Origin of the sequence: Nocardioides sp. N13(2025) (genome assembly GCF_051912545.1) — a bacterium.
GTDB lineage: Bacteria > Actinomycetota > Actinomycetes > Propionibacteriales > Nocardioidaceae > Nocardioides.
This window is the reverse complement of record NZ_CP196809.1, coordinates 1637951-1664123: the sequence shown is the minus strand read 5'-3', so window position 1 is coordinate 1664123 and position 26173 is coordinate 1637951. Positions and strand designations below refer to the sequence as shown.

Here is a 26173-nt window from a genome sequence, read left to right as displayed (position 1 = left end):
CCGGGTCAGTCCTCCGGGTCGTAGCCGAGGTTCGGGGAGAGCCAGCGCTCGGCCTCGGCCAGCGTCCACCCCTTGCGCTCGGCGTAGTCGGCGACCTGGTCGCGTGCGAGGCGGCCGACGACGAAGTACTGCGACTGCGGGTGGGAGTAGTAGAAGCCGCTCACCGAGGCGCCGGGCCACATCGCCATCGACTCGGTGAGCTCGATGCCGGTGTGCTTCTCGACGTCCAGCAGCTGCCACAGCGTGCGCTTCTCGGTGTGCTCGGGACAGGCGGGATAGCCGGGGGCCGGGCGGATGCCGTCGTACTGCTCCTTGATGAGCCCCACGTTGTCGAGCTGCTCGTCGGGGGCGTAGCCCCACAGCTCCTTGCGCACCCGCTCGTGCAGCCGCTCGGCGAAGGCCTCGGCGAGCCGGTCGCCCAGCGACTCCAGCAGGATGGCGTTGTAGTCGTCGAGCTCGGCCCGGAAGGCCGCGACGCGCTCCGCCAGGCCGTCTCCCGCAGTCACCGCGAAGGCGCCGACGTGGTCGCGCAGCCCGGAGTCCTTGGGCGCGACGAAGTCGGCGAGGGAACGGTTGGGCACTCCCTCGCGGTGCTGGCCCTGCTGGCGCAGGTGGTGCAGCCGGGCGTGCACCTCGGTGCGGTCGTGGTCGAGGAAGAGCTCCACGTCGTCCCCGACCGAGTGAGCCGGGAAGAAGCCGACCACGCCGTGGGCGCGGATCCACCTCTCCTCCACGATCGTGTCGAGCATCGCCTGCGCGTCGTCGTACAGCTTGCGCGCGGCCGGGCCGGAGCTCGGGTTGTTGAGGATGTCGGGGAAGGCGCCCTTCATCTCCCAGGCGTTGAAGAAGGGCTGCCAGTCGATGTACCTGCGCAGGTTGGACAGGTCGTAGTCGCGGAACACGCGGACGTGGTCGGTCACGGGCGTGCCCACGATCGTGGAGACCGCGTGGTCCTGCTGCAGCAGCATGTGCGGCTTCGGCGGGTGGTAGCCGGTCCAGTCGATCGGCGATGCGTTGTCGCGGGCCTGCTCGAGCGTGACCATCGGCCGGTCGTGCTTGGCCGCGTGGCGGGTGCGCAGCGCGTCGAAGTCGGTCTGGACGTCGGCGAGCAGCTTCTCGCGCTGGGCGGGGTGCAGCAGCGCGGCGGCAGTGGGCACCGAGCGGGATGCGTCCTTGACCCAGACGACCGGACCGTCGTACTTCTGGTCGATCTTCACCGCGGTGTGGGCGCGCGAGGTGGTCGCGCCGCCGATGAGGAGGGGGATCTCGAGGCCGAGGCGCTGCATCTCGGCGGCGAAGTTGACCATCTCGTCGAGCGACGGCGTGATCAGGCCCGACAGGCCGATGATGTCGGCGCCGACCTCGGCCGCGGTGTCGAGGATCTTCTGGGCGGGCACCATCACGCCGAGGTCGATGACCTCGTAGTTGTTGCACTGGAGCACCACGCCGACGATGTTCTTGCCGATGTCGTGGACGTCGCCCTTGACCGTCGCCATGACGATGGTGCCGTTGGTGTCCTTCTGCTTCGCGAGCTCGGGGTCCTTGGCCTTCTCCTCCTCGATGAAGGGGATCAGGTAGGCGACCGACTTCTTCATCACGCGGGCGCTCTTGACGACCTGCGGCAGGAACATCTTGCCGGCTCCGAACAGGTCGCCCACGACGTTCATGCCGTCCATGAGCGGGCCCTCGATCACCTCGATCGGACGACCGCCCGCCTCCGCGATCTCCAGGCGCAGCGCCTCCGTGTCGGCCTCCGCGTAGGTGTCGATGCCCTTCACGAGCGCGTGGGTGATCCGCTCGCGCACCGGCAGCGAGCGCCACTCGTCCTCCGCCACCTCGGAGTCGGCCGCCGCGACGTTGAACCGCTCGGCGACCTCCAGCAGGCGCTCGGCGGCGTCCGGGCGGCGGTTGAGGATGACGTCCTCGATCCGCTCGCGAAGCTCGGCGTCGACCTCGTCGTAGACCACGAGGGCGCCCGCGTTGACGATGCCCATGTCGAGGCCGGCCCGGATCGCGTGGAACAGGAAGACGGCGTGGATGGCCTCGCGGACCGGGTTGTTGCCGCGGAACGAGAACGAGACGTTGGAGATGCCGCCGCTGACCTTGGCGCCGGGGAGGTTCTGCTTGATCCAGCGGGTGGCCTCGATGAAGTCCTCGCCGTAGGTCGCGTGCTCCTCGATGCCCGTGGCGACCGCGAAGACGTTGGGGTCGAAGATGATGTCCTCGGGCGGGAAGCCGACCTCGTCCACGAGGATCCGGTAGGCGCGCTCGCAGATGGTCTTGCGCCGCTCGAGGTTGTCGGCCTGGCCGTCCTCGTCGAACGCCATCACCACCACCGCTGCGCCGTACTTGCGGCACAGGCGGGCGTGCTCGCGGAACGCCTCCTCGCCCTCCTTCATGGAGATGGAGTTGACGATCGCCTTGCCCTGCACGCACTTGAGACCGGCCTCGATGACCTCCCACTTGGAGGAGTCGACCATCACCGGCACCCTGCTGATGTCGGGCTCGGCGGCGATCAGCTTGAGGAAGCGGTCCATCGCGGCGACGCCGTCGATCATCCCCTCGTCCATGTTGACGTCGATGACCTGCGCGCCGGCCTCCACCTGCTGCGCGGCGACGCTCAGGGCGGTGTCGTAGTCGCCGTCCTTGATGAGCTTGCGGAAGCGCGCCGAGCCGGTGATGTTGGTGCGCTCGCCGACGTTGACGAAGAGGCTCTCCTCCGTGATGGTCAGCGGCTCGAGCCCGGAGAGCCGCATGACGGGCTGGTGCTCGACGCGCTCACGACGGGGCTTGCCCTCGACGGCGGAGGCGATGGCCGCGATGTGCTCCGGCGTGGTGCCGCAGCACCCACCGACGACGTTGAGGAACCCGGCCTCGGCGAACTCGGCGAGGACCGCCGCGGTCTGGTCGGGGGTCTCGTCGTACTCGCCGAAGGCGTTGGGCAGGCCGGCGTTGGGGTAGACGCTCACGAAGGAGTCGGCGAGCCGGGAGAGCTCGGCGACGTAGGGCCGCATGTCGCGGGCGCCGAGCGCGCAGTTGAGGCCGACGGCCAGCGGCCGGGCGTGGCGGATCGAGTCCCAGAAGGCCTCGGTCACCTGGCCGGAGAGCGTACGACCCGAGGCGTCGGTGATCGTGCCGGAGATGATGACCGGCCAGCGACGTCCCTGCTCCTCGAAGAGCGTCTCCACCGCGAAGATCGCGGCCTTGGCGTTGAGGGTGTCGAAGATCGTCTCGATCATCAGCAGGTCGGACCCGCCGTCGACGAGCCCGCGGGCGGCCACCAGGTAGGCCTCGGCGAGCTGGTCGAAGGAGACGTTGCGCGCCCCGGGGTCGTTGACGTCCGGAGAGATCGACGCGGTGCGGGTCGTGGGCCCGAGCGCCCCGGCGACCCAGCGGGGCCGGTCGTCGGTCGCCACGGCGTCGGCGGCGGAGCGGGCCAGCCGCGCCGACTCGTAGTTGAGCTCGTAGGCCAGGTCCTCGAGGCCGTAGTCGGCCAGCGAGACCGCGTTGGCGTTGAAGGTGTTGGTCTCGATGATGTCGGCGCCGGCGTTGAGGTAGTCCTCGTGGATCGCACGGATCACCTGCGGCTGCGTCAGCGTCAGCAGGTCGTTGTTGCCGATCAGGTCGCTCGGGTGGTCGGCGAAGCGCTCGCCCCGGTAGCCCGCCTCGTCGGGGCGGTCGCGCTGGATGGCCGTGCCCATGGCTCCGTCCAGCACCATGATCCGCTCGCTCATGATCGCCGTGAGGGCGTCGGTGGCGTCCGGGCGGTGCTGGGGCTTCACAGGTGGGGGTTCCTCTCGGTGACGCACGGCCTCGCGGCGGCGTACGACGAAGCCTAGGAACGTCGTCCGGCACGTGGACCTGGTTCCCACATCGTGGCACTGGCCGACACCCGCCACGAAATCATGGGCGGCGAACAGGTCGGGTCTGTGGGGCGGGCGCCCTAGGCTGGTGGAGTGATCGAGTTCGACGACGTGCAGGACCTGGTCTCCCCCGTGGTGATCGCCGCCTTCGAGGGATGGAACGACGCGGCCGACGCGGCGTCCGGCCTGGTCGACCACCTGATGGAGCAGTGGAAGGCCGAGGTCATCGGAGCCATCGACCCCGAGGAGTTCTACGACTTCCAGGTCAACCGGCCCATCATCGGCACCGACGTCAACGGCCACCGCAGGCTGACCTGGCCCACCACCCGGATCGCCGTCGCCCGGCCACCGCTGCTGGACCGCGACATCATCCTGGTCCGCGGCATCGAGCCCAACATGAAGTGGCGGCAGTTCTGCGCCGAGCTGCTCGCGGCGTGCGACGACCTCGGTGCCGAGCTGGTCGTGACGCTGGGCGCGCTGCTCGCCGACACCCCTCACACGCGACCGATCCCCGTCACTGGCACGGCCACCGAGCCCGAGCTCGTCGACCGGCTCGACCTCGAGCAGTCGACCTACGAGGGGCCCACGGGCATCGTCGGCGTCTTCAACGACGCGTGCACCCAGCTCGACATCCCGTCGGTGTCCTACTGGGCGGCGGTCCCCCACTACGTCGCGCAGCCGCCGTGCCCGAAGGCCACGCTCGCGCTGCTCGGCCAGCTCGAGGAGCTGCTCCAGGCGCCGATGCCGCTGGGCGACCTGCCCGACGACTCCAAGGCCTGGGAGCGCGGGGTCGACGAGCTGGCCGCGGAGGACGAGGACGTGGCCGACTACGTCCGCGCGCTCGAGGAGACCCGCGACACCGCCGACCTCCCCGAGGCCAGCGGCGAGGCCATCGCCCGCGAGTTCGAGCGCTACCTCAAGCGCCGCGACACCGACTGACCCATTTCCCCACTCGAGCGAGCAAATGGCCGCTCAGGTCGAGGCATACCGCGCGCCTAGCGCCCATTTCGGTGCACCAGTCGCCGGGCGCTGTCGACGTCGTCACTCGAGCGGCCATATGTCCGCTCGAGTCACCCCGAGCACCGGCGAGCGCGGCGTACGTCAGAGGGAGAGGCCGAGCGCGGCGTCGAGGAGCCGGTGGACGGTGGCGGCGGCCTCGGGGTCCGAGGTGTCCGCGAGGCCGGTCGTGCCGAGGGTGGCGTCGACCCACTCCTGCACCGCCTGGACGGCGGCGGGAGCGTCGAGGTCGTCGGCGAGCGCGCCCAGGACCCGCTCGACGAGGGGCCCGGACGCGGCCCCGGAGCCGAGGGCGAGGGCCCGCCGCCAGTCCGCGAGCGTGTCGACGGCGTCCCAGAGCTGGTCGTCGGTCCACTCCCAGTCACTGCGGTAGTGGTGGCGCAGCAGCACCAGACGGATCGCCATCGGGTCGACCTCGCTCATCCGCAGCGCGGACACGAAGACGAGGTTCCCCTTGGACTTCGACATCTTCTCGCCGTCGTAGGCGACCATGCCGGCGTGGGTGTAGGCCCGCGCGAAGCGCTCGCCGGGATAGGCGACCTGCGCCTCGCCGGCAGACATCTCGTGGTGCGGGAAGGACAGGTCGCTCCCGCCGCCCTGCACGTCGAAGGCGGTGCCGAGGTGGTCGAGGGCGATGGCCGAGCACTCGATGTGCCAGCCGGGGCGACCGGGGCCCCACGGGCTGTCCCACGCAGGCTCGCCGGGTCGCTCGGCGCGCCACAGCAGGCAGTCGAGCGGGTCCTTCTTGCCCTCGCGGTCGGGGTCGCCGCCGCGCTCCGCGAACACCTCGAGCATCGCCTCGAGGTCCAGCCCCGACACGTCGCCGAAGGCGTCGTCGGCGGTGACGGAGAAGTAGAGGTCGTCCTCGACGCGGTAGACCGCGCCGGCCTCCTCGAGGCGCTGGATGAGCGTGATGACCTGCGGGATCGACTCGACCGCGCCGATGTAGTGGGCCGGCGGCAGGACCCGCAGCGCCTCCATGTCGTCGCGGAACAGCTGCGTCTCGCGCTCGGCCAGCTCGACCCAGTCGACCTTGACCTTCTCGGCGCGCTCGAGCAGCGGGTCGTCGACGTCGGTCACGTTCTGGACGTAGGTGACCGCGTGGCCGGCGTTGCGCCAGGCCCGGTTGAGCAGGTCGAAGCCGACGTAGGTGGCCGCGTGCCCCATGTGGGTCGCGTCGTAGGGCGTGATGCCGCAGACGTACATCCGGGCCGGGCCCTCGGGGCGGGTCTCGACCAGCTCGTTGCTCGAGGTGTCGTGCACCCGCACGGACGGGCCCGTCACGGGCAGTGAGGGAACGTCGGGGGACGACCAGGCGCGCATGGGCGGAAGCCTATCGGCCGGTCCCCACGGTCCGGCGCCCAAGGCGGGTGAGATCTCGATACGCCCTTGCGCGGCCTCGTCCCTCGCGGCGACCTCGTTCCTCGGTCGACGCTGCCCGTCTCAGAACGGCGGCCAGGGGATCACGGGGTACGCCGACGTGGCCGGCGCCGGGAACGCCCCGCGGGCCAGCAGGCGGGTGAGCCGACGTGCGGTCGTGGCGAGCTCGTCCGCGGCCAGGAGGTCGGCGAGCGTACGACCCAGCTCGCCGCCCAGGGCGGCCTCCAGCCGGCGCAGGCCGGCGACCTCCTCGTCGGTGAAGGCCTCTCCCACCCAGCCCCAGAGGACGGTGCGCAGCTTGTGCTCGACGTTGAAGGTCAGCCCGTGGTCGACCCCGTGGCGGTGGCCGTCGGCCATGGGGAGCACGTGCCCGCCCTTGCGGTCGGCGTTGTTGACCACGACGTCGAAGAGCGCCATGCGGCGCAGGGCCGGCGAGTCCTCGTGGACCAGGGAGACCGCCTGGTCGTGGGCGTCGAGCCCGTCGAAGACGTGGCGGAAGCCTGCCGGCACCTCCCCCTCCCTCACGATGTCGACCGGTGACTGGTCCTCGACCTCGTCGCGCCAGAGCTGCACCATGCCCGGACCGTGCGGGCCGTCGCCGAGGACCGTGGGCGGCACGATGTCCCACCCGAGCGCCTCCGAGACGGCGTACGCCGCCACCTCACGGGCCGCGAGCGTGCCGTCGGGGAAGTCCCAGAGCGGGCGCTCCCCCGCGATCGGCTTGTAGACCACCCGCACCCCGCCGATCTCCCCGACGAAGGTCGCGTTGGAGGCGGGCAGGACGCGGCCGTGGAGCGTGAGCTCGCCGCTCGGGAAGCTGTCAGGGATCACGGCGCCGGAAGCCGTTGGCCCGCACGCACAGGTGCCCGTCGGGGTCCACCGGCTCGCCGCAGAAGGGGCAGTCCGGGCGACCGGCGCCGATGACGGTGCGCGCGCGCTCGACGAAGGAGCGGGCGGCGGCGGCCGAGATCCGGACCAGGAAGATCTCCTCGGGCTCCGGCTCGAGCAGGTCCTCGAGGCCCTCCTGGAGCTGCTCGGGGGAGACGACGGCGGCCTCGGTGAACGGGAAGACCTCGATCACCACGCGCTCGTCGCTGGTGTCCCACGAGAGGGTCATCGTGCCGGCGCGGAACTCCTCCTCGATCGGCTGCTCGAGCGGCTGGCTGTCGACCAGGTCGCGGGGCGCGATCGCCGGGATGAGCAGCTCGCCGCCCGAGGCGCCCATCAGCTCGTCGAGGAGCTCGTCGATGCGTTCGGCGAGCGCCGAGACCTGCTGCTTCTCCAGCGAGACGCTGATCAGGCGGGTGCCCTCGCGTGCCTGCAGGAAGAAGGTCCGCTGGCCGGGCTCGCCAACGGTGCCGGCGACGAAGCGCTCGGGCGGGTCGAAGCGGTGCACGACGGGCATGTCACTCACCCTAGGACGTGCCTGTCTGGGGCTGTGGGCCCGCTCCCCCGCCGACCTCGGCGTCGGCGCTGCGCCGGCGACGGGACTTCTTCGGCGGCGTGAGCCACGACAGGTCGCCGGCGTGGGTGTTGGTGCCGAGCACGAACGGGCGCGACTCGCTGTAGCGCACGATCGACACCGAGGCGGGGTCGACGTGGATGCGCTGGAACAGGTCGAGGTGCGTGCCGAGGGCGTCGGCCAGGATCGACTTGATCACGTCACCGTGGCTGACGGCCAGCCAGACGGCGTCGTCGCCGTGCTCGGCCGCCACGCGGGCGTCGTGGCGCCTGATCGCCGCCACCCCCCGGTCCTGCATGGCCCGCATCGACTCCCCGCCGGGGAAGGTCGCGGCGGACGGCTGTGCCTGGACGGTCCTCCAGAGCTTCTCCTTGGCCAGGTCCTTGAGGGGTCGGCCCTGCCACTCGCCGTAGTCGCACTCGGACAGCTGCTTGTCCGTGGTGGCCCGGACGGTCCCGACCTGGAGGCGGGTGATCTCACGGCACGTCTCCCGGCAGCGCTCCAGCGGGCTCGTGACGGCCGCCGCGAGGCGTACGCCGGCCAGCCTGTCGCCGACCGCGACGGCCTGCTCGACCCCGGTGTCGTCGAGGTGGACCCCCGGGAGACGGCCGGCGAGCACACCGGACGCGTTCGCGGTCGAACGGCCGTGTCGGACGAGGATGACGGTGGGCACGTTCGCGACCCTAGTGGCACTAGCCTGATCCGGTGATCGTGGACAACGCGCTCTACCACCAGGGCAAGCGGGTGCCGCTGGGGACGGGCGACGACCAGAGCCTCGGGGCTGCCCGGGTGCCGTGCGACCCGGGCGACTTCCAGTGGATCGGCATCCACGACCCCAGCCCCGACGAGCTCCAGCTCATCGCGAAGGCGTTCAGCCTGCACCCGTTGGCCGTCGAGGACGCGGGCGACTCCCACCAGCGTCCCAAGCTCGAGCACTACGGCGACACGCTCTTCCTCGTGCTCAAGACGCTCTGGTACGTCGACGAGGAGGACGCGGTCGAGACCGGCGAGATCAACATGTTCGTCGGCAGTGACTTCGTGGTGACGGTCCGGCACGGCGAGGGCATCGACCTCTCCGACTCCCGCCGCGACCTCGAGCAGCGGGCCAAGGTGCTCGAGCACGGGCCGATGGGCGTGATGTACGCCATCTGCGACCGCGTCGTCGACGAGTACGAGCGCGTCGGCGCGGCCCTCGAGGAGGACGTCGACGAGGTCGAGGAGTCGGTCTTCTCCCCTGCGCGCACCGACGACTCCACACGCATCTACGTCCTCAAGCGTGAGATCGCCGAGGTGCGCCGTGCGGTCATGCCCCTGCGTGAGCCGATGCGCAAGTTCTCGATGCACTCCGACACCGTCCCGACGATTCGCACGCCGATCCCCATCACGGCGGAGACCGCGACCTACTTCCGCGACGTCTCGGACCACCTCCAGCGCGTCTCGGAGGTCATCGACAGCCTCGACGGCCTGCTCTCCACCGCGTTCGACGGCCACCTGGCCAGGATCTCGGTGCAGCAGAACGAGGACATGCGCAAGATCTCCGCCGGCGCCGCGCTGGTCGTCGTACCGACCCTGATCGCCGGCATCTACGGCATGAACTTCGACCACATGCCCGAGCTGCACTGGACCTACGGCTACCCCTTCGCGCTGCTCCTGATGGTGGGCGTGGCGGCCGGTCTCTTCACCTGGTTCAAGAAGTCGGGGTGGCTGTGACCCGTCCGGCACCCACCGCCTGGCGCGTGGTGTGGTGGTTCGGCTTCGTCAGCCTGGCCGCCGACATGGTCTACGAGGGGGCCCGCTCGGTCTACGGCCCGGTCCTGGCAGCGCTCGGGGCGTCGGCCGTCGTGGTCGGTCTCGTCACCGGCGCCGGCGAGGCGGTCGCCCTCGTGCTGCGCCTGGCCTTCGGCCCGATCGCCGACCGCACCGGCCGCTACTGGTCGCTGACGATCCTCGGCTACGGCCTCACCGCGGTGTGCGTGCCGCTGCTGGCGCTGGCGCCGCGACTCGGCGTCGCGGGACTCGGCTTCGCCGCGACGATGATCCTGCTCGAGCGGCTCGGCAAGGCGATCCGCTCGCCGTCGAAGTCCGCGCTCCTGGCCCACGTCGCCTCCGCGGTCGGGCGCGGACGGGGCTTCGGCGTGCACAAGGCGCTCGACCAGGTGGGCGCCTTCGCCGGCCCTCTGGTCGTCTCCGCGGTCGTCGCTGCCGCCTCGCTGTGGGCCGGCATGGCCGTGCTGGCCGTGCCGGGTGCGATCGCCCTGCTCCTCCTGCTCACCCTGCGGCGTCGCGTCCCCGACCCCAGCGTGTACGACGACGCGGCCGTCAAGGCAGCCCCACCGGACGGCGAGGGCCGGGGCTGGTGGGCCGAGGCGGTCGGCGCCGGGCTCTCGGGTGACTTCTTCCGCTACGCCGTCGCCGCGTCGCTGACGACCGGCGCGCTCGTGACGTTCGGGATCATCGGCTACCACCTCACGGTCGAGGGGATCGTCCCCGTGGCGGCGGTGCCCATCGTGTACGCCGCGGCCATGGCGGTCGAGGCGGTGGCCGCGCTCATCGTGGGCACCGTCTACGACCGTACGGGCCCCCGCGTGCTGCTGCTCGTCCCGGTGCTGGTGGCCCTCGTGCCGGCGCTGGCGCTGGGATCGGCCCTCGTCGCCGTCCTCGGTGGCGTCGTGGCCTGGGGCGTCGCGCAGGGCGTGCAGGACTCGACCATCAAGGCCGTCGTCGCCGACCTGGTCGAGGCGCCGCGGCGGGCGACGGCGTACGGCGTGTTCGCGGGCATCCAGGGGCTGTTCGCCATCATCGGCGGCGTCACGGCCGGGTGGCTCTACGAGCGCTCCCTGCTGGCCCTCGTCGTGGTGGTGGCCCTCACGCAGGTCGTGGCGCTCGCGCTGCTGGCGGACACGTTCAGGCGGTCAGCACTCCGGCACCGAGCAGGATGAGCGTGCCGGCGCCGAGCAGGATCCGGTAGACCACGAACGGCGTGTACGACTTCGTGCTCACGTAGCGCAGCAGCCAGGCGATGGCGGCGTAACCGACGACGAAGGAGACCACCGTCGCGGTGATCGTGGGCCCCCAGCCGAAGTCGTTGTGCCCGTGCGGGATCTCCTTGAGCTCGAAGAGGCCCGCGCCGACCACCGCCGGGATCGCGAGCAGGAAGGCGAAGCGGGTGGCGGCCTCGCGCTCGAACCCGAGGAAGCGCCCCATCGAGATCGTCGCGCCCGAGCGGGAGACCCCCGGGATCAGGGCGAGCGCCTGGGCCGCACCCATGAGGACGGCGTCCTTCAGGGTGATCTTGCCGAGCGGCCGGTCGGTGCGGCCGACCCGGTCGGCGATCCCGAGGATGATGCCGAGCACGATCAGGGTCGTCCCGATGATCCACAGGTTGCGGAAGTCGCGCTCGATGACGTCTTTGAGCAGCACGCCCAGCACGACGATCGGCAGCGACCCGACGATGATGAACCACCCCATGCGCGAGTCGAGGGTGCCGCGGTACTCGGGCTGGAACAGCGAGCGCACCCAGGCGCTGCCGATGCGCCAGATGTCCTTGCGGAAGTAGATCAGCACGGCGAGCTCGGTGCCGATCTGGATGACGGCGGTGAACGCCGCTCCGGGATCGCCCCAGCCGAACAGCTCCGGGAAGATGCGCAGGTGCGCGCTGCTCGAGATCGGCAGGAACTCGGTCAGCCCCTGGATGACGCCGAGGACCACTGCCTTGAGGAGATCGATCACAGGGCAGGAGCCTACGGGCGCGTCCGCTCCCGTCCGCGCGGGCCCCGTGGCTACTCTCACCTCCATGCAGCAGCGTTCCCTCGGCGCCACCGGCCTGAAGGTCTCCCGCGTGGGCCTGGGCACCATGACGTGGGGTCGTGACACCGACGAGCACGAGGCACGTGACCAGCTCATCGCCTTCGCCGAGGCGGGCGGCACCCTCGTCGACACCGCGGCCGGCTACGGCGACGGGGCCAGCGAGGAGCTCATCGGCACCCTGATCGGTGACGTCGTGGGCCGTGACGAGGTCGTCCTGGCCACCAAGGCCGGCATCTCGCGACGCTCGGGCGAGCGGGTCACCAACACCTCGCGCGGGCACCTCCTGACCAGCCTCGACGCGTCCCTGAAGCGGCTCGGCGTCGACCACGTCGACCTGTGGCAGGTGCACGTGTGGACCGACGAGGCGCCCATCGAGGAGACGCTGTCCGCGCTCGACCTCGCGGTCTCCTCCGGCCGCGCGTCCTACGTCGGCGTGTCCAACTACACGGGGTGGCAGACCGCGCAGGCGGCCACGTGGCAGCGCGCGGTGCCCGGACGTACGCCGCTGGCCTCGACGCAGGTCGAGTACTCGCTGCTCAACCGGTCCGTCGAGCACGAGGTGCTCCCGGCCGCCGAGGCGCTCGGCCTGGGCGTGCTGCCGTGGTCCCCGCTCGGGCGAGGGGTCCTCACCGGCAAGTACCGCACCGGTACGCCGTCGGACTCGCGCGCCGCCACCGAGCACTTCGCGCGCTTCGTCGGCGCCTACCTCGACGAGCGTGGCCGCGGCATCGTCGAGGCGGTCGCCCGTGCCGCCGACGGGCTCGGCTGGACGCCGCTCGAGGTGGCGCTCGTGTGGGTCCGCGACCGGCCCGGCGTCACCGCCCCGATCGTCGGCGCCCGCACGGCCGCCCAGCTCAAGGGCGCCCTCGGCGTCGAGGAGCTGACCCTGCCCGCCGAGATCGTCGAGGCCCTCGACGACGTGTCCGCCGACTGACCGGGGAGGAGCCCCGATGGCCAGGATCCAGCGCCGCCCACCGGGTCGCGGTGTCGAGTGGGAGTTCGAGACGCTCGTGCTGCCCAAGGACTTCCCCCGCAACGTCGTCACCAGGATGCTGGTCGAGCGCGCCGAGCACGGCGGGTGGGAGCTCGACCGCCTGCGCATCGGCAACGACGGGAAGCGCCGGGTCGTGCTGCGGCGCAAGATCATCCGGCAGCGGCTCACTCTCTTCGCCGGCTGACCTCGTCGCCGGCCGGCACGAGCCCCCTCACCAGCCGGAGGTGCCCCGTGCTCCCTTGAACGGTCCGGTGACGCGTGAGGTGATCCAGCCTCCGTAGAAGCTGCCCGGCTGGGGCTGCACGACCTCGCCGTCGACGGTGCAGCGGTCGACCCGGCCCGGGTAGAGGGCGACGTGGTCGACGAGCTGCTCGAAGCCCTTCGTGGGGCGCGGGTAGGTCCAGGCGACGGCAGGCAGCACGTGGTCACCGACGACGAGGTCGAGGTAGGCCGCCTGGCCCTTCCACTCGCACCACGAGGCACCGTCGCCGGGGCGCAGCACGCCGTCGGCGAAGGCGTCGATCGGCAGGTAGTACGTCGGCGGGTGGCTGGTCTCGAGCACGCGCAGGCTCGCGGTGGTGTCCGCGACGAGGACGCCGGCATGGGTCACCACGACGTGCTCACCGCTGGTCTCGACGCGCGGTGGTCGCGGGTAGTCCCACACCGACTCGGTCACGAGGGGCCGGCCGCCTCGGCCTTGGCCTTGAGCTCGCGGACCATCGCGTCCGGGTCCTCGGCGGAGTAGACCGCGCTGCCCGCGACGAAGACGTCGGCCCCCGCCTCGGCGCAGCGCTCGATCGTCTCCAGGGAGACTCCCCCGTCGACCTGGAGCCAGGTCTCGACGCCGTGCTTGCGCATCAGCTCGCGGGCGGTGCGGATCTTGGGCAGGCAGAGGTCGAGGAACTTCTGACCGCCGAACCCCGGCTCGACGGTCATGATCAGCAGCATGTCGAGCTCGGGCAGGAGCGCCTCGTAGGGCTCGATCGGGGTGGCCGGCTTGAGGGCCATCGAGGCACGCGCGCCCTGGGCCCGGATCTCGCGGGCCAGTCGGACCGGTGCCTTCGCGGCCTCGGCGTGGAACGTCACCGACCCGCAGCCCGCCTCGGCGTACGCCGGCGCCCACCGGTCGGCGTCCTCGATCATCAGGTGCGCGTCGAGCGGCTGGGAGGCGTGCTTGCTCAGCGCCTCGATGACCGGCAGCCCGAGGGTCAGGTTGGGCACGAAGTGGTTGTCCATCACGTCGACGTGGACCCAGTCGGCACTGGGGATCCGCGCGACCTCGTCGGCCAGGCGCGACAGGTCGGCGTTGAGGATGCTCGGCGTGATCTGGATGCCCACGGGGAGGATCCTAGGCAGTCAGCCCGCCGCTCCCGCCGCCGGTGATGGATTTCCACTCCTGCGAGTGGATCTCCATCGCGTGCTGAGCGTGGACCAGCCTCGACGGCGATGTATCTCCACTCGTGCGAGTGGAAGTCCAGCAGGCGGCCTCGAGCCCGGGCGTTTCCGGGACGGCGGGGCAGGATGGCACCGAGGATGCGACGCATGGGTCTCTTCTCCCGCCGCCGTGAGGCGGCTGCGCCCGCGTGGCAGCCACCCGTCCCGCCGCACTGCTCCTGCGTACGACACCTCGACGACGAGCTCCTCGCCAGCGTCGTGCCGTTCGCAGCTGGGCTCGAGATGGATGACGAGCCCCCGGCCACGGTCGCCGACCTGCTCGGTCCGGGCGGTCTCTCGGTCCGTCCTGCCGATGTCAGGGACCAGCCGCCCGGCGAACCGGCGATCTACACGTGGAACCTCGGGGTCTACGACGACGCCCGGGTCCACTACGACGACGACATGGCGCTCGACCTCGACGCCGCGATTGCTGCGCAGCACGGGGTCGACGAGGTCGACTGGGCCGACCGCGAGGTCTTCCTCGTGGCGGCGCCGACCCTCTGCGCCGACGGCGTGCTCGCGGCCGCGGCCCTGGCCCTGCTCGACGACCGGGTGCGGTCCCCGAGCTAGGCCTCGTCGGGCTCCGGTGGCGCAGCGGCGCCCTCGGCCTCGTCACGCGCCGCCCACTCGAGAAGCGGCGCGATGTCGAAGGGGTGGTCGTCGATCCCGGCGTGCAGGTCACCGATCGCGGCGTAGCGCTCCGGCATCGTGAAGATCGTGAAGTCGTCAGGCGTGCAGTCGTCGACCTCGTCCCACCGGATCGGTGCCGAGACGCGGGCCTCGGGCACGCCCCGCACCGAGTAGGCCGCGGCGATGGTGTGGTCGCGGGCGTTCTGGTTGTAGTCCACGAAGAGCTGCGCCGGGTCGCGGTCCTTGCGCCACCAGGCCGTGGTGACGTCTCCCCCGGCTCGGCGCTCGACCTCGCGCGCGAACGCCAGCGCCCCACGGCGTACGTCCTGGAAGCCGTGGTCGGGCGGGATCCGCACGTAGACGTGCATGCCGTTGCCGCCGCTCGTCTTGGGGAAGCCGACCGCGCCCAGCTCGTCGAGCACCTCGTGCGCGACGTGGGCGACCCGCTGGACCGTGGCCCAGTCGCACTTCGGCCCGGGGTCGAGGTCGATGCGCCACTCGTCGGGCTTCTCGGTGTCAGCGCGACGGCTGTTCCACGGGTGGAACTCGACCGTCGACATCTGGACCGCCCAGATGACGCTCCCCAGCTCCGTCACGCAGAGCTCGTCGGCGGTGCGCTTCCACCGCGGGAAGAACAGCTGCACCGTCTCGACCCAGTCAGGGGCCCCGGCCGGCAGCCGCTTCTGGTGCACCTTCTCGCCGGCCAGCCCCCGGGGGAACCGGTGCAGCATGCACGGGCGCTCGAAGAGGGCGTTGACGATGCCGTCGCCCACGGCGAGGTAGTACCCGACCAGGTCGAGCTTGGTCGCCTCCGGTCGCCCTCGGTGGGCCGGGAAGTAGACGCGGTCGGGGTTCGTCACCTTGACGACGCGGTCGTCGACCTCGACCTCGATGAACGGCGACGGCATGCACGGAGACTAGCCGGGATCGGCGACGGGGCTAGTCCGAGGAGGGCGTCGGCGACGGGTCCGTCGTGGGCGGCTGCGTCGGCTCGGGGACCGGCGTCGGTTCCGGGGTGGGCGTCGGACCAGGGGTGGGCGCGGGGTCGGTCTTGGGCTGCGTCGGCTCGGGCTCGGTCACCGTGACGGTGACCGGGTCGGACCAGCCCTCGTCGGCGTACTGGCTCTCGGGGCGGTGCCAGCGGAACTCGGTGGTCGCCGTGACGGGTACGTCGGTGCGGGCCAGGCCGGCGGCATCGCCGAGGACCGGGGCGCCGACCGGCGCCCACTGCCCGCCCGGCGCGCGGGACTCGAGGACGAGCGGATCGCCCGTGACCCGGCCGCCCGGGTCGGTGACCCGGCCGGTGATCGTGACCTGCTCGCCCGCGGCGGCGCGTGCGCGGTCCGCGGAGATCGTGGTCGTGAGGTCGGTGCCCTCGAAGTCGAACGTGGCGCCCGAGCCCTGGACGGCGTCGAGGTTGAAGGGACGGCCGTCGCAGCCGAACCCGGTCACCACGAAGCCCGCGCCGTCGCCGTGCTCGGCGGCGAACTCCGACGGGGTGGCGGTGCCGGCCGGGGCGACCGCGTCCAGCGTGCTGAGGTCGACGAGGTGCCACTCGTAGGCGAGCGACCCAGCGGACACGGTCCTCCACGATCCGGGCTCGGCAGCGAGTGCGGCGCGGCCGCTCCAGGCCGTTCCGGGCGGGCTGGTCGAGGTGATGCTCATGACGTAGGAGACGCCCTGGCTGCCGGAGGTCGAGGCGACCGAGAGCGACGAGCCCACCGCGGTGAGGGAGGCGAAGCGGGCGAAGGGGCCCGAGGCGGTGCCCTGCGCCGAGGGGACGAGGCCGAGCGAGCGGCGGCCGAGCGGTGCGGAGTAGGGGCCGAGGTTGATCCGCGACTGCGGCGCCACGGCCGGGCCGAACAGGTCGCCACACCCGACGTAGGTCAGGAACACGTCCTCGTCGCCGGTGGCCGGACCGGTCAGGGTGCGGGATCCGTCGGCGTGCGCCGGCGCTGCCCCCAGCACGGTGAGCACCATCGTCACAACGACGCCCAGCGTGGTCCGTGTCCGCATGCTCTTCCCGCTCCCCTGGCGTGGCGCACCCCTCCGGCGCGCCGCGCTGACCTCATCATGCTGGTCTACTCCACGGGTGTGAACACGTGTCGTGCAGATGAATCCCGAATGTTGGGTTGACGCCGCCCCTCGGGGTGGGTGACTACGGTGTGGGGCATGGCGCTGAGGGGTGACGACGTCCCGCGTCTCTCCTCCACCCTCGCGCTAGCTGCGGGAGACCGCGTGCGAGGACCTGGAGCTGGTCGACCACTGGCGCCGCTACCTCGCCGAGCCGCGGACCTACCTGCGCCACCTGCAGGACGATGGAGACGAGTGACGGGGACGACCTGTCAGGCGAGCGGGCGTCGGCGCAGCGTCGCCGCGAACATCGCGTCCGTGCCCTCACGGTGCGGCCACAGCTGGAAATGGTCGAGCTCGTCGGTGTCCCCGCGCCGGCCCAGCACGGCCGCGACCACCTCGGTCGTCTCGGCGAGCACGGGCGAGCAGGTCGCGTAGACCACCACTCCACCGGGCCGCACCGAGTCGATCGCCACGTCGAGCAGCACCTGCTGCAGGCCCACGAGGACGTCCACGTCCTCCGGCGTACGACGCCAGCGCGACTCCGGACGGCGTCGCAGCGCACCCAGGCCGGAGCACGGCGCGTCGACGAGCACGCGGTCGAAGGTGCCCGGCACCCACGGCGAGCGGGCGCCGTCGCCGGCCAGCACGTGCACGGCACCCGGCGGCACTGCTCGTACGGCGGACCTCACGAGGCTCGCCCGGTGCGGCTGGCGCTCGTTGGCGACCAGGCGCGCGCCACGCTGGGCGGCGAGCGCGGCCAGGAGGGCCGCCTTGCCTCCCGGGCCGGCGCAGAGGTCGAGCCAGCGCGCGTCGCGCCCCTCGATGGGTGCGTCGGCCATGGCCAGCGCGACCAGCTGCGAGCCCTCGTCCTGCACCCCGGCCCGCCCCTCCGCCACGGCGGGCACCGCTGCCGGGTCGCCGCCCTCGAGCACGACGCCGTACGGCGACCGGCTGGTGCGGGTGCCGCCTGCCGCCTCCAGCTCGGCGACCTCGGCCAGGCCCGGCCGGGCCGCCAGGGTGACGCGGGGCGCGGCGTTGTCCGCGGCCAGCAGCGCCTCGAGCTCGTCGTCGTCGCCCAGCGCCTCGGCCAGCGCCTGGACCACCCAGCGCGGGTGGGAGTGCGCGACGGCCAGGTGGGCGTACGCGTCGACGCTCCTGTCGGGGGCGACCTCGTCCACCCAACCGGCCAGGTCGCGGCGACTGATCTTGCGCAGCACGGCGTTGACCAGGCCGGCCGGGCCCTGGCCCACGCTCGCCTTGACCAGGTCGACGCTCGTGGAGATCGCGGCGTGGTCGGGGACGCGCATGGAGAGCAGCTGGTGGGCACCGAGGCGCAGCACGTCGCGCACCTCCGGCTGCAGGCGCGGCTTGGTGAGGCAGGCGTCGATGATCGGGTCGTAGAGGCCCTGCATCCGGATGGCACCGGAGGCCAGCTCGGTCGCCAGGCCGGCGTCCCGTCCCTCGAGCCGGTGCTTGCGCAGCACCTGCGGCAGGACGAGGTTGGCGTAGGCCTCCTCGGTCCGGACCGCGGTGAGCACGTCGAGGGCCGCGCGGCGCGGACGGTCCACGGGGCGGCGTCGCTCACTCACCGAAGTGCTCCCGGACCAGCTTCTCGGGGGCCTTCGCGGCCCACGCCTCGGTGATCACCTCGGCCAGCTCCTGGCGGCTGATCTCGCCCAGCCGGGACTGCTGGACCAGGACGGCGCTGAAGCCGCGGAAGTGGTCGATGGTGAAGAACGGTGTCGACTCGTCCTCGACGAGCGCGTTCTTCTCCACCTCGGTCGGGGTGGAGATCACGACGAGGTCGTCGTACATCTCTCCCGTCTCGGGGTCGATGGCCGTCTTGCCGGGCGCGCGGTAGAGGACGAACCCCTTGCCCTTGTCACCGCGCGGCACCTTCCACGTCGGACGGTCGCCCCAGGAGATGCCGAGCTCGGTCTCGGGGAGCGCGGCGCAGATCTCGTCGATGTCCTCCGGCCGGGCGGGGCGGTCCTCGGGGGCGTTCACCCCGCCGAGACTAGTCACCGAGCCGGACGCCCGACTCCAGCCGGACGCCACGCGCCCAGTCGGCGGCGCCCATCTGCCTCTTGCCGAACGCCTTCACCTCGCCGAGCTGGACGGGTGCGGTGCCGGTGCCGACGTAGACCGCGTTCTTGGTGACCTCGAGGACGCCGGGCTCGAGCGGCGGCCTGTCGACGGGCGTGACCGGTCCGATCTTGATCCGGTCGCCCTCGAAGGTGCTCCAGGCGCCCGGGGCGGGCGTGCAGGCCCGGACCTGGCGGTCGATGGCCACGGCGGGGTGCGTCCAGTCGATGCGGGCGTCGTCGACGAGGATCTTGGGCGCGTACGACACCCCGTCCTCCGGCTGCTCGCGTGCCTCGAGCGTGCCGTCCTCGATGCCGTCGAGGGTCTGCACCAGCAGGCCGGCACCCCCCTCGGCGAGACGCTCGAGCAGGTCGCCGGCCGTGTCGTCGGGCCGGACGCGCTCGGTCATGATGCCGAAGACCGGCCCGGCGTCGAGCGCCTTGACGATCCGGAAGGTGGTCGCGCCGGTGACCTCGTCGCCCGCCCACAGCGAGTGCTGCACGGGGGCGGCCCCCCGCCACGACGGCAGCACCGAGAAGTGCAGGTTGATCCAGCCGTGCGGTGCCAGGTCGAGGGCCGACTGCGGGAGGAGCGCGCCGTAGGCGACGACCGGGCACGCGTCGGGCCGGAGCTCGGCCAGGGCGGCCTGGAAGTCCGGGTCGCGCGGGTGCTCGGGCTTGAGCACGGGTACGCCGAGCTCCTCCGCGCGCTGGGCGACCGGGCTGGCGACCAGCTTGCGACCGCGGCCGCTCGGGGCGTCGGGTCGCGTGACGACCCCGACGAGCTCGTGGCGGCTGGCGGCGACAGCCTCCAGGGCCGGGAGGGCGACCTCGGGCGTGCCGGCGAAGACGACGCGCATCAGAGACCCAGCCCGAACGTGGAGTGTGGGCTGACCCTGACGGTGGGCTTCTCCATCCCGAACCAGTCGGACTCGCGGATCTCCTTCATCGCGGCCTTCCGGGCGGCCGTGTCGAGCTTGTCGATGAAGAGGATGCCGTCGAGGTGGTCGGTCTCGTGCTGCATGGCGCGTGCGAGCAGCTCGGAGGCCTCGATGCGCTGCGGCTCGCCGTGCAGGTCGAAGCCGGTGGCGACCACCGACAGCGCCCGGAGGCAGTCGTAGGTCAGCTCGGGGAGCGAGAGGCAGCCCTCGGCCCCGTCCTGGGTCTCGTCGGACAGCTCGAGCGACGGGTTGACCAGGTGGCCGACCTCGCCGTGGACGTTCCAGGTGAAGACGCGCAGCCCCACCCCGATCTGCGGCGCGGCGAGGCCGGCGCCGGGAGCGGCGAGCATCGTGTCGGTGAGGTCGGTGACGAGCTGCCGGAGCTCCTTGTCGAAGCTGTCGACCTCGATCGCGCGCTGGCGGAGCACGGGATCGCCGAAGAGGCGGATGGGCTGGACGGCCACGGATCTCCTTGGACTCGGGGGAAGCAGGGGCCAAGTCTAGGGACGGGAGCGCCGTCGCGACCCATCGGCGTCAGACGCTGAGCGGGTCCACCTGGATCCGCACCGGATCGAGCTTGCGCGCCGAGCGGACCCGTTGGAGGTCGCCGAGCGCGTCGGACAGCGCACCGCCCTGCGACCACGGCACCCGCAGCAGGACGCGTTGCTCGTCGTCGAGCGGCACGGGTCCGAGGACCTCCGCCCCCTCGGGCAGGTCGAGGAGGTGCAGGACGTCGTCGAGCGCGCCCGGGTCGCCGGTCACGGTCGCCATCCTCGCAGCCGGCGGCAGGTGTGCCTGGGCGCGCTCCTCCGCCTCGCGCCGGGCGAACCCGGTCGGGTCCCACCGCACGAGCGCCTGCAGCGCAGGGTGGGCCGGGTCGCCGACGGCCACCACGTGACCGCCGGGCCGGACCAGCGCGGCGGCGTTGAGCCACCGGCGCAGCGCCTCCTCGGCGGCCCGCATGTCGTCGCGCGCCAGGCTCAGCCACGTGTCGAGGAGGACGACCGCGGCGTAGCCCTCCTCGGCCACCGGCTCCGCCCCCACGGTGGCCACGACGATGTCGGCGTGGCTGCCCACCCGCTCGACGACCCGCTCGCCACTGGAGCTGCGCACGGTGGTGCCGGGGAACATGCGGCCGAGCTCCTCGGCCGTGCGCGCCTCTCCCCGCACGGGTGCGCGCAGGCCGCGGCCGCCGCAGGTGCCGCAGGCCCAGGCCGACTCCACGTGGCCGCACCAGCGGCACTGGGGCGGCACGGTCGGGCCGGACACCAGCAGCGGTCCGGTGCACGCGGTGCAGCGCGCCGGGGCGCGGCAGGTGTCGCACGCCAGCGACGCGGCATAGCCGGCGCGGGGGGTCTGGACGAGCACCGGGCCTGTCCCGAGGCCGCGGCGGATCGCGTCGTAGGCCGCTCGCGGGATGCGGGTGCCGACCGAGCGGTCCTCCGCCGGCACCGCCTCGACGCGCACGCGGCGGCGCAGCACCTCGCGCGGGACCGCGAGCTCGTGCGCCCACCCGGAGGCGACCAGCTGCTGGGCCTCGGGCGTGCGGGCCGCGCCACCGAGCAGCACCGCGGTCGACTGCTGCTCGGCCCGCGTCACGAGCACCTCCCGGGTGTGGGGGTAGGGCGCACGCGGCTCGGCGTGGAGGTCGTCGCCGTCGTCCCACAGGACCACTAGGCCCAGGTCGTGCACGGGGGCGAAGGCGGCGGAGCGGGTGCCGACGACGACCTTGCGGGCGCCACGCGCGACGGCCAGGAAGTCGCGGTAGCGGGCGGCCGGTCCCCCGTCGGCGGTGAGGCAGACGTGGTGGCCTTCCCCCAGCGCCTCGCGCAGCGCGGCGTCCACCCGGGCGACGTCGCGGCGGTCGGGGACGCAGACGAGGGCACCCCGACCGGCGGCGTACGTCGTCGCCACCGCCTCGGCGACCATGGCGGGCCAGTCGTCGGCGGGCGCGGCGGACCAGACGGCCCTGGGCGCCTGCCCGGAGCCCAGGCGGCGCAGGAACGCGTCGGCGTGCTCGACCTCGGCCCAGGCCGAGGACGGGTGGTGCTCGAAGGGTGGTGCCGGGGGCGAGGCCGCCTTCTCGGTGGTGGCGTGGCGCGGTGGCACCGCCAGGCGCAGCACGTCGGACCGGGCGCCGGCGTACCTGCGGGCGAGGGCTTCGCTCAGGGCGACGATCTCGGGCGCCAGCACGGGTTCCGGGCTCACCACGCGCCGCAGCGGCTGCAGGCTGCCGGTGTGGTCTGTGTGGCTGGCGCGCTCGACGACGAAGCCGTCGACGTCCTGGCCGGCGAAGCGCACCTTGACCCGCGCTCCCGGGACGGCTGTCTCGGCCATCGCGCGGGGCACGGCGTAGTCGAACGGGCGGTCGAGGTGCGCGAGCGCGATGTCGACCAGCACCCGGGCGACGGGGTCGACCTCGGCCGGCTCCCACGACGCCGCCTTGCGCCGGCGGGTGGCGGCCGCCTTGGCCCGCGCATCGTCCACGGCAGCACGAAGCCCCGGAAGCATGTCGGCTTCCGGGGCGTCGCGAGAGGTCATGCGGGCGATTCTGTCAGCGGGGTACGACGGTCCGGACCTCGCGGGCGTGTCTCGAGCTTCCGGGGGTTTGCAAACCCCCGGAAGTTCCGGTTTCCCCGCATATGCGGGGAAACCACGAGGAAGTCAGACCCCGGCGGCGGCCCGCAGCTTGTCGGCCCGGTCGGTCGACTCCCAGGTGAAGTCGGGGAGCTCGCGACCGAAGTGGCCGTAGGCCGAGGTCTGCGCGTAGATCGGGCGGAGCAGGTCGAGGTCGCGGATGATCGCGGCCGGGCGGAGGTCGAAGACCTCGAGGACGGCTTCCTGGATCTTCTCGTCCGGCACCACGCCGGTGCCGAAGGTCTCGATGAAGACACCGACCGGCGCGGCCTTGCCGATGGCGTAGGCGACCTGGGCCTCGCAACGACGGGCGAGGCCCGCGGCGACGACGTTCTTGGCGACCCAGCGCATCGCGTAGGCGGCCGAGCGGTCGACCTTCGACGGGTCCTTGCCGGAGAACGCGCCACCGCCGTGGCGAGCCATGCCGCCGTAGGTGTCGACGATGATCTTGCGGCCGGTCAGGCCGGCGTCACCCATGGGGCCGCCGATGACGAAGGTGCCGGTCGGGTTGACCAGCATCCGGTAGCCCTCGGAGGGCAGGTCGAAGCCCGCCAGCACCGGGTCGATGACGTGCTCCTTGATGTCGGCCTCGAGCTGGGCGTGCTCGATGCCGGGGTCGTGCTGGGTCGAGAGCACGACGGTGTCGATGCGCACCGGACGGTCGTCCTCGTCGTACTCGATGGTGACCTGGGTCTTGCCGTCGGGGCGCAGGTAGTCGAGCACACCCTCCTTGCGGACCTCGGTGAGGCGCTGGGCGAGCCGCTGGGCGATCGTGATCGGGAGCGGCATCAGCTCGGGCGTGTCGTCGCAGGCGTAGCCGAACATCAGGCCCTGGTCGCCGGCACCGCGCTTGTCGAGCTCGTCCTCGGACGAGCCGACCCGCGACTCGTGGCCCGCGTCGACACCGGCGGCGATGTCGCTCGACTGGGCGCCGATCGCGACCTGGACGCCGCAGGTGTGGCCGTCGAAGCCCTTCTCGGAGGAGTCGTAGCCGATGTCGAGGATCGCCTTGCGGACGATGTCGGCGACGGGCGCGTAGGCGGTGGTGCGCACCTCGCCCGCCACGACCACCAGGCCGGTGGTGAGCAGCGTCTCCACGGCGACGCGCAGGTTGGCGCGGTCGGGGTCCTCGGACATGAGGTGGTCGAGCACCGAGTCGCTGATGCGGTCGGCGATCTTGTCCGGGTGACCCTCGGTCACGGACTCGGAGGTGAAGAGGCGTCCAGCCACGATTGCTCGATTCTTGTGTGGAAGGTTGACGTCGAAATGTACCGGTTTCCCAGCATCCGGGACGGATGTCTCACTCGGCGAATCGCCGCGCGACCTCGTCCCAGATGACGTGGGCCAGTGCGGTCTTGCTGCCCCGCGGCACCTCGACGGCGGCGCCGTCGGCGCCGAGGATGACGGCCTCGTTGTCGTGGCTGCCGAACACGGCTCCCCCACTGACGTCGTTGACGACGAGGAGGTCGCAGGCCTTGCGGGCGAGCTTGGCGCGACCGAGGTCCAGCACCGACCCGGTCGCGTCACCGGTCTCGGCGGCGAACCCGACGATCACCGCGCCCGCGCGGGCCCGGTCGTGGGAGATCTCCGCGAGGATGTCGGGGTTCTGCGTCAGCTCGATGGCCGGCGCCGACCCGTCCTCGGCCTTCTTGATCTTGTCGTTGCTCACCGAGGTGGGCCGGAAGTCGGCCGGAGCCGCTGCCATCACCACGGCATCGGCGGTGGCCGTGGCGGCCACCACGGCCTCGCGCAGCTGGTCGGTCGTCTCCACGCGTACGACGCTGACGCCGGCCGGGTCGGCCAGGGACACGTTGGCGCTGACGAGCGTCACGTGCGCTCCGCGCGACGCGGCGGCACGTGCCAGGGCGTAGCCCTGCAGGCCCGACGAGCGGTTGCCGAGGAACCGCACCGGGTCGAGGTACTCGCGCGTGCCGCCGGCCGAGACCACGACCTTGCGGCCGGCCAGGTCCTGCGCGCCCGCCCCGCGGTCGATGACCTCCAGCACGAGCTCGAAGATCTCGGCGGGCTCGGGCAGGCGGCCCTTGCCGGTGTCGGCCCCGGTGAGGCGACCCTCGGCGGGCTCGATCACCACGGCGCCACGCTGGCGAAGGGTGGCGACGTTGGCCTGGGTCGCCGGGTGCTCCCACATCTCGGTGTGCATCGCCGGGGCGAACACGACCGGGCAACGCGCGGTGAGCAGGGTGTTGGTCAGCAGGTCGTCGGCGAGGCCGTGTGCCGCCTTGGCGAGCAGGTCGGCCGTCGCCGGGGCCACGACCACGACGTCGGCGTGTTGCCCGATCTGGACGTGCGGCACGGCGTGGACGTCGGTCCACACGTCGGTGGACACCGGCTTGCCCGAGAGGGCCGCCCACGTCGGGGCGCCCACGAACTCCAGGGCAGCGGCCGTGGGCACGACGGTGACGTCGTGCCCCGACTCGCTGAACCGGCGCAGCAGCTCGCACGCCTTGTAGGCCGCGATGCCGCCCGAGACACCCAGGACGACCCTCGTGGTCATCGTGAGGCTCGCGTCACTCCGTGGCGTCGCCGGCAGCGGCCTCGGCGGCAGCGGCCTCGGCGGCGGGGTCGATGTCCTCGCAGGTCAGGAGGTCGTCGTTGATCTCGCGGAGAGCGATCGAGAGCGGCTTCTCCTGCACGTGGGTGTCGACCAGCGGACCGACGTACTCCAGCAGGCCCTCGCCCAGCTGGGAGTAGTAGGCGTTGATCTGGCGCGCGCGCTGGGCGCTGTAGAGCACCAGCTTGTACTTGCTGTCGGTCTTGGTGAGCAGGTCGTCGATCGAGGGGTTGGTCACGCCCTCGGCGGCGATGGTGGGAGAAGCCACGGTGTGGGTGCCTCGCTAGTCAGTGGTGGGAGAGCTCGGTGGTGATGCCGGTCCAACCATCAAGGCTACCAACTGCTCGGCAGCAGCGTGAACTTCGTGGTTGACGATGGTCACGTCGAACTCGCTCTCGGCAGCCAGCTCGGCCCGCGCCGTCTCGAGCCGGCGCTCGCGCTCGGCCTCGCTCTCGGTGCCGCGGCCGACGAGGCGGCGTACGAGCTCGTCCCACGACGGCGGCTTGAGGAAGACGAACAGCGCCTCGGGCATCGTCTCGCGGACCTGGCGGGCCCCCTGGAGGTCGATCTCCAGCATCGCGGGGTGCCCCGACGCGAGCGCGAGCTCGACCGGGCCACGAGGGGTGCCGTAGCGGGCCGCCTTGTGCACGACCGCCCACTCGAGCAGGTCGCCCTTCTCGATCATGGCGTCGAACTCCTCGTCGGAGACGAACCAGTAGTGGACGCCGTTCTCCTCCCCCGGGCGCGGCGCCCGGGTGGTGGCGGAGACGGAGATCCAGACCTCGGGGTGCCTGCGGCGCACGTCGGCGGCGACGGTGCCCTTGCCGACGGCGGTCGGACCGGCGAGCACGATGAGTCGGGAGCGGTGCGTCGGGTTGCCGGTCGGGGCCGAGCGCTGGTCGTGGGGCGCTGCTTCGGTCACGACGCGTCGGGGCCGAACTCACGCTCGAGCGCGGCGACCTGCTTGACGCCCAGGCCACGCACCCGGCGGCTCTCGGCGATGCCGAGGCGCTGCATCACCTGGCGCGCGCGCACGCGGCCGAGGCCCGGGACCGACTGCAGCAGCTCGACGACCCGCATCTTGCCGATGACCTCGTTGGTCTGGCCCTCGTGCAGGACGTCGAGGATCGAGCCGCCGGAGTTCTTGAGGCGGTTCTTCACCTCGGCCCGCTCGCGTCGGGAGGCCGCAGCCTTGTCGAGGGCTGCCTGGCGCTGCTCGGGCGTCAGAGGGGGCAAGGCCACGAAAGCTGTCCTTCTTCGTCGACGAGGGGTGGGT

At 72.3% G+C, this 26173-nt stretch carries 24 protein-coding genes and 2 pseudogenes; 6 read left to right on the top strand and 20 right to left on the bottom strand.

Going from position 1 to position 26173, the window contains the following annotated elements; all coding sequences use genetic code 11:
* Window positions 1-5: 5 nt before the first annotated feature.
* Window positions 6-3782 carry a methionine synthase gene (gene metH, locus ACS3YM_RS07925; protein ID WP_439939526.1) on the bottom strand — a complete coding sequence of 1259 codons (3777 nt, stop codon included), beginning with the start codon at window positions 3780-3782 and terminating at the stop codon, window positions 6-8.
* Window positions 3783-3956: 174 nt separating this feature from the next.
* Between metH and ACS3YM_RS07920 the strand changes: the two genes are divergently transcribed.
* Entirely contained in the window at window positions 3957-4802 is an 846-nt protein-coding gene (locus ACS3YM_RS07920) for a PAC2 family protein (RefSeq protein WP_439939525.1), read from the top strand.
* Between the two features lie 162 nt (window positions 4803-4964).
* Here the strand turns inward: ACS3YM_RS07920 and mshC are convergent, their stop codons facing one another.
* The 4 genes from mshC to ACS3YM_RS07900 form a co-directional block, all read right to left on the bottom strand.
* Window positions 4965-6203: a cysteine--1-D-myo-inosityl 2-amino-2-deoxy-alpha-D-glucopyranoside ligase gene (gene mshC, locus ACS3YM_RS07915; RefSeq protein WP_439939524.1), complete on the bottom strand. Its 1239-nt coding sequence runs from the start codon at window positions 6201-6203 to the stop codon at window positions 4965-4967.
* A gap of 120 nt (window positions 6204-6323) precedes the next feature.
* Window positions 6324-7091, bottom strand: coding sequence for an SCO1664 family protein (locus ACS3YM_RS07910; protein WP_439939523.1), 768 nt, complete (start codon window positions 7089-7091; stop codon window positions 6324-6326).
* Entirely contained in the window at window positions 7081-7665 is a 585-nt protein-coding gene (locus ACS3YM_RS07905) for a DUF3090 domain-containing protein (RefSeq protein WP_439939522.1), read from the bottom strand. Before ACS3YM_RS07905 ends, ACS3YM_RS07910 begins: the two co-directional genes overlap by 11 nt.
* Window positions 7666-7675: 10 nt before the next feature.
* A complete protein-coding gene (locus ACS3YM_RS07900) occupies window positions 7676-8395 on the bottom strand; it encodes a histidine phosphatase family protein (protein ID WP_439939521.1) in 720 nt (239 codons plus the stop codon).
* 32 nt (window positions 8396-8427) lie between these two features.
* Between ACS3YM_RS07900 and corA the strand changes: the two genes are divergently transcribed.
* Together corA and ACS3YM_RS07890 are read left to right on the top strand one after the other, a co-directional pair.
* A complete protein-coding gene (corA, locus tag ACS3YM_RS07895) occupies window positions 8428-9432 on the top strand; it encodes a magnesium/cobalt transporter CorA (protein WP_439939520.1) in 1005 nt (334 codons plus the stop codon).
* A complete protein-coding gene (locus ACS3YM_RS07890) occupies window positions 9423-10661 on the top strand; it encodes an MFS transporter (RefSeq protein WP_439939519.1) in 1239 nt (412 codons plus the stop codon). Before corA ends, ACS3YM_RS07890 begins: the two co-directional genes overlap by 10 nt.
* On the opposite strand, the gene ACS3YM_RS07885 is transcribed toward ACS3YM_RS07890, so the two are convergent.
* A complete protein-coding gene (locus ACS3YM_RS07885) occupies window positions 10627-11448 on the bottom strand; it encodes an undecaprenyl-diphosphate phosphatase (RefSeq protein WP_439939849.1) in 822 nt (273 codons plus the stop codon). The genes ACS3YM_RS07890 and ACS3YM_RS07885 overlap by 35 nt on opposite strands.
* A gap of 67 nt (window positions 11449-11515) precedes the next feature.
* On the opposite strand from ACS3YM_RS07885, the gene ACS3YM_RS07880 reads away from it, so the two are divergent.
* Both ACS3YM_RS07880 and ACS3YM_RS07875 read left to right on the top strand, forming a co-directional pair.
* Window positions 11516-12463 (top strand): aldo/keto reductase, encoded by a 948-nt coding sequence (locus ACS3YM_RS07880; protein WP_439939518.1) that lies wholly within the window; start codon window positions 11516-11518, stop codon window positions 12461-12463.
* Window positions 12464-12479: 16 nt separating this feature from the next.
* Window positions 12480-12707 carry a DUF5703 family protein gene (locus tag ACS3YM_RS07875; protein WP_439939517.1) on the top strand — a complete coding sequence of 76 codons (228 nt, stop codon included), beginning with the start codon at window positions 12480-12482 and terminating at the stop codon, window positions 12705-12707.
* A gap of 27 nt (window positions 12708-12734) precedes the next feature.
* Here the strand turns inward: ACS3YM_RS07875 and ACS3YM_RS07870 are convergent.
* Both ACS3YM_RS07870 and rpe read right to left on the bottom strand, forming a co-directional pair.
* A pseudogene (locus ACS3YM_RS07870) lies at window positions 12735-13227 on the bottom strand (DUF427 domain-containing protein); the annotation flags it as partial.
* Entirely contained in the window at window positions 13196-13861 is a 666-nt protein-coding gene (gene rpe / locus ACS3YM_RS07865; protein ID WP_439939516.1) for a ribulose-phosphate 3-epimerase, read from the bottom strand. The pseudogene ACS3YM_RS07870 and the gene rpe, both read right to left, overlap by 32 nt.
* A gap of 204 nt (window positions 13862-14065) precedes the next feature.
* Between rpe and ACS3YM_RS07860 the strand changes: the two genes are divergently transcribed.
* Complete coding sequence (locus ACS3YM_RS07860) at window positions 14066-14527, top strand: hypothetical protein (RefSeq protein WP_439939515.1); 462 nt, start codon at window positions 14066-14068, stop codon at window positions 14525-14527.
* On the opposite strand, the gene ligD is transcribed toward ACS3YM_RS07860, so the two are convergent.
* The 12 genes and pseudogenes from ligD to mihF all read right to left on the bottom strand — a co-directional run bounded on the left by ligD (window position 14524) and on the right by mihF (window position 26139).
* Window positions 14524-15495 (bottom strand): non-homologous end-joining DNA ligase, encoded by a 972-nt coding sequence (gene ligD, locus ACS3YM_RS07855; RefSeq protein ID WP_439939514.1) that lies wholly within the window; start codon window positions 15493-15495, stop codon window positions 14524-14526. The genes ACS3YM_RS07860 and ligD overlap by 4 nt on opposite strands.
* Window positions 15496-15526: 31 nt before the next feature.
* On the bottom strand, window positions 15527-16603 hold the full coding sequence (locus tag ACS3YM_RS07850; RefSeq protein WP_439939513.1) for a hypothetical protein: 1077 nt from the start codon (window positions 16601-16603) through the stop codon (window positions 15527-15529).
* Window positions 16604-16932: 329 nt separating this feature from the next.
* Window positions 16933-18252 (bottom strand): RsmB/NOP family class I SAM-dependent RNA methyltransferase, encoded by a 1320-nt coding sequence (locus ACS3YM_RS07845; RefSeq protein ID WP_439939512.1) that lies wholly within the window; start codon window positions 18250-18252, stop codon window positions 16933-16935.
* On the bottom strand, window positions 18245-18670 hold the full coding sequence (locus ACS3YM_RS07840; protein WP_439939511.1) for an MmcQ/YjbR family DNA-binding protein: 426 nt from the start codon (window positions 18668-18670) through the stop codon (window positions 18245-18247). Before ACS3YM_RS07840 ends, ACS3YM_RS07845 begins: the two co-directional genes overlap by 8 nt.
* A gap of 10 nt (window positions 18671-18680) precedes the next feature.
* Window positions 18681-19607, bottom strand: a complete 927-nt coding sequence (gene fmt / locus ACS3YM_RS07835; RefSeq protein WP_439939510.1) for a methionyl-tRNA formyltransferase — start codon at window positions 19605-19607, stop codon at window positions 18681-18683.
* Entirely contained in the window at window positions 19607-20152 is a 546-nt protein-coding gene (gene def / locus ACS3YM_RS07830; protein ID WP_439939509.1) for a peptide deformylase, read from the bottom strand. Before def ends, fmt begins: the two co-directional genes overlap by 1 nt.
* 70 nt (window positions 20153-20222) lie before the next feature.
* Window positions 20223-22229, bottom strand: coding sequence for a primosomal protein N' (locus ACS3YM_RS07825; RefSeq protein WP_439939508.1), 2007 nt, complete (start codon window positions 22227-22229; stop codon window positions 20223-20225).
* A 123-nt stretch (window positions 22230-22352) separates the two neighbouring features.
* The gene (metK, locus tag ACS3YM_RS07820) at window positions 22353-23555 is read right to left on the bottom strand and encodes a methionine adenosyltransferase (protein WP_439939507.1); all 1203 of its coding nucleotides are present in this window, start codon (window positions 23553-23555) and stop codon (window positions 22353-22355) included.
* 70 nt (window positions 23556-23625) lie between these two features.
* Window positions 23626-24840: a bifunctional phosphopantothenoylcysteine decarboxylase/phosphopantothenate--cysteine ligase CoaBC gene (gene coaBC, locus ACS3YM_RS07815; RefSeq protein ID WP_439939506.1), complete on the bottom strand. Its 1215-nt coding sequence runs from the start codon at window positions 24838-24840 to the stop codon at window positions 23626-23628.
* A 13-nt stretch (window positions 24841-24853) separates the two neighbouring features.
* A pseudogene (rpoZ, locus tag ACS3YM_RS07810) lies at window positions 24854-25138 on the bottom strand (DNA-directed RNA polymerase subunit omega); the annotation flags it as partial.
* Between the two features lie 42 nt (window positions 25139-25180).
* The gene (gene gmk / locus ACS3YM_RS07805) at window positions 25181-25750 is read right to left on the bottom strand and encodes a guanylate kinase (RefSeq protein ID WP_439939848.1); all 570 of its coding nucleotides are present in this window, start codon (window positions 25748-25750) and stop codon (window positions 25181-25183) included.
* A gap of 65 nt (window positions 25751-25815) precedes the next feature.
* Window positions 25816-26139: an integration host factor, actinobacterial type gene (gene mihF, locus ACS3YM_RS07800; RefSeq protein ID WP_310252650.1), complete on the bottom strand. Its 324-nt coding sequence runs from the start codon at window positions 26137-26139 to the stop codon at window positions 25816-25818.
* Window positions 26140-26173 lie beyond the last annotated feature (34 nt).

What these genes read in the sequence shown, in the direction of transcription:
- mshC (WP_439939524.1), bottom strand. Translation starts at nt 6,203, where the DNA reads ATGCGCGCCTGGTCGTCCCCCGACGTTCCCTCACTGCCCGTGACGGGC.
- ACS3YM_RS07905 (WP_439939522.1), bottom strand. Translation starts at nt 7,665, where the DNA reads ATGCCCGTCGTGCACCGCTTCGACCCGCCCGAGCGCTTCGTCGCCGGC.
- ACS3YM_RS07880 (WP_439939518.1), top strand. Translation starts at nt 11,516, where the DNA reads ATGCAGCAGCGTTCCCTCGGCGCCACCGGCCTGAAGGTCTCCCGCGTG.
- ACS3YM_RS07875 (WP_439939517.1), top strand. Translation starts at nt 12,480, where the DNA reads ATGGCCAGGATCCAGCGCCGCCCACCGGGTCGCGGTGTCGAGTGGGAG.
- ACS3YM_RS07860 (WP_439939515.1), top strand. Translation starts at nt 14,066, where the DNA reads ATGGGTCTCTTCTCCCGCCGCCGTGAGGCGGCTGCGCCCGCGTGGCAG.
- ligD (WP_439939514.1), bottom strand. Translation starts at nt 15,495, where the DNA reads ATGCCGTCGCCGTTCATCGAGGTCGAGGTCGACGACCGCGTCGTCAAG.
- ACS3YM_RS07850 (WP_439939513.1), bottom strand. Translation starts at nt 16,603, where the DNA reads ATGCGGACACGGACCACGCTGGGCGTCGTTGTGACGATGGTGCTCACC.
- fmt (WP_439939510.1), bottom strand. Translation starts at nt 19,607, where the DNA reads ATGCGCGTCGTCTTCGCCGGCACGCCCGAGGTCGCCCTCCCGGCCCTG.
- ACS3YM_RS07825 (WP_439939508.1), bottom strand. Translation starts at nt 22,229, where the DNA reads ATGACCTCTCGCGACGCCCCGGAAGCCGACATGCTTCCGGGGCTTCGT.
- coaBC (WP_439939506.1), bottom strand. Translation starts at nt 24,840, where the DNA reads ATGACCACGAGGGTCGTCCTGGGTGTCTCGGGCGGCATCGCGGCCTAC.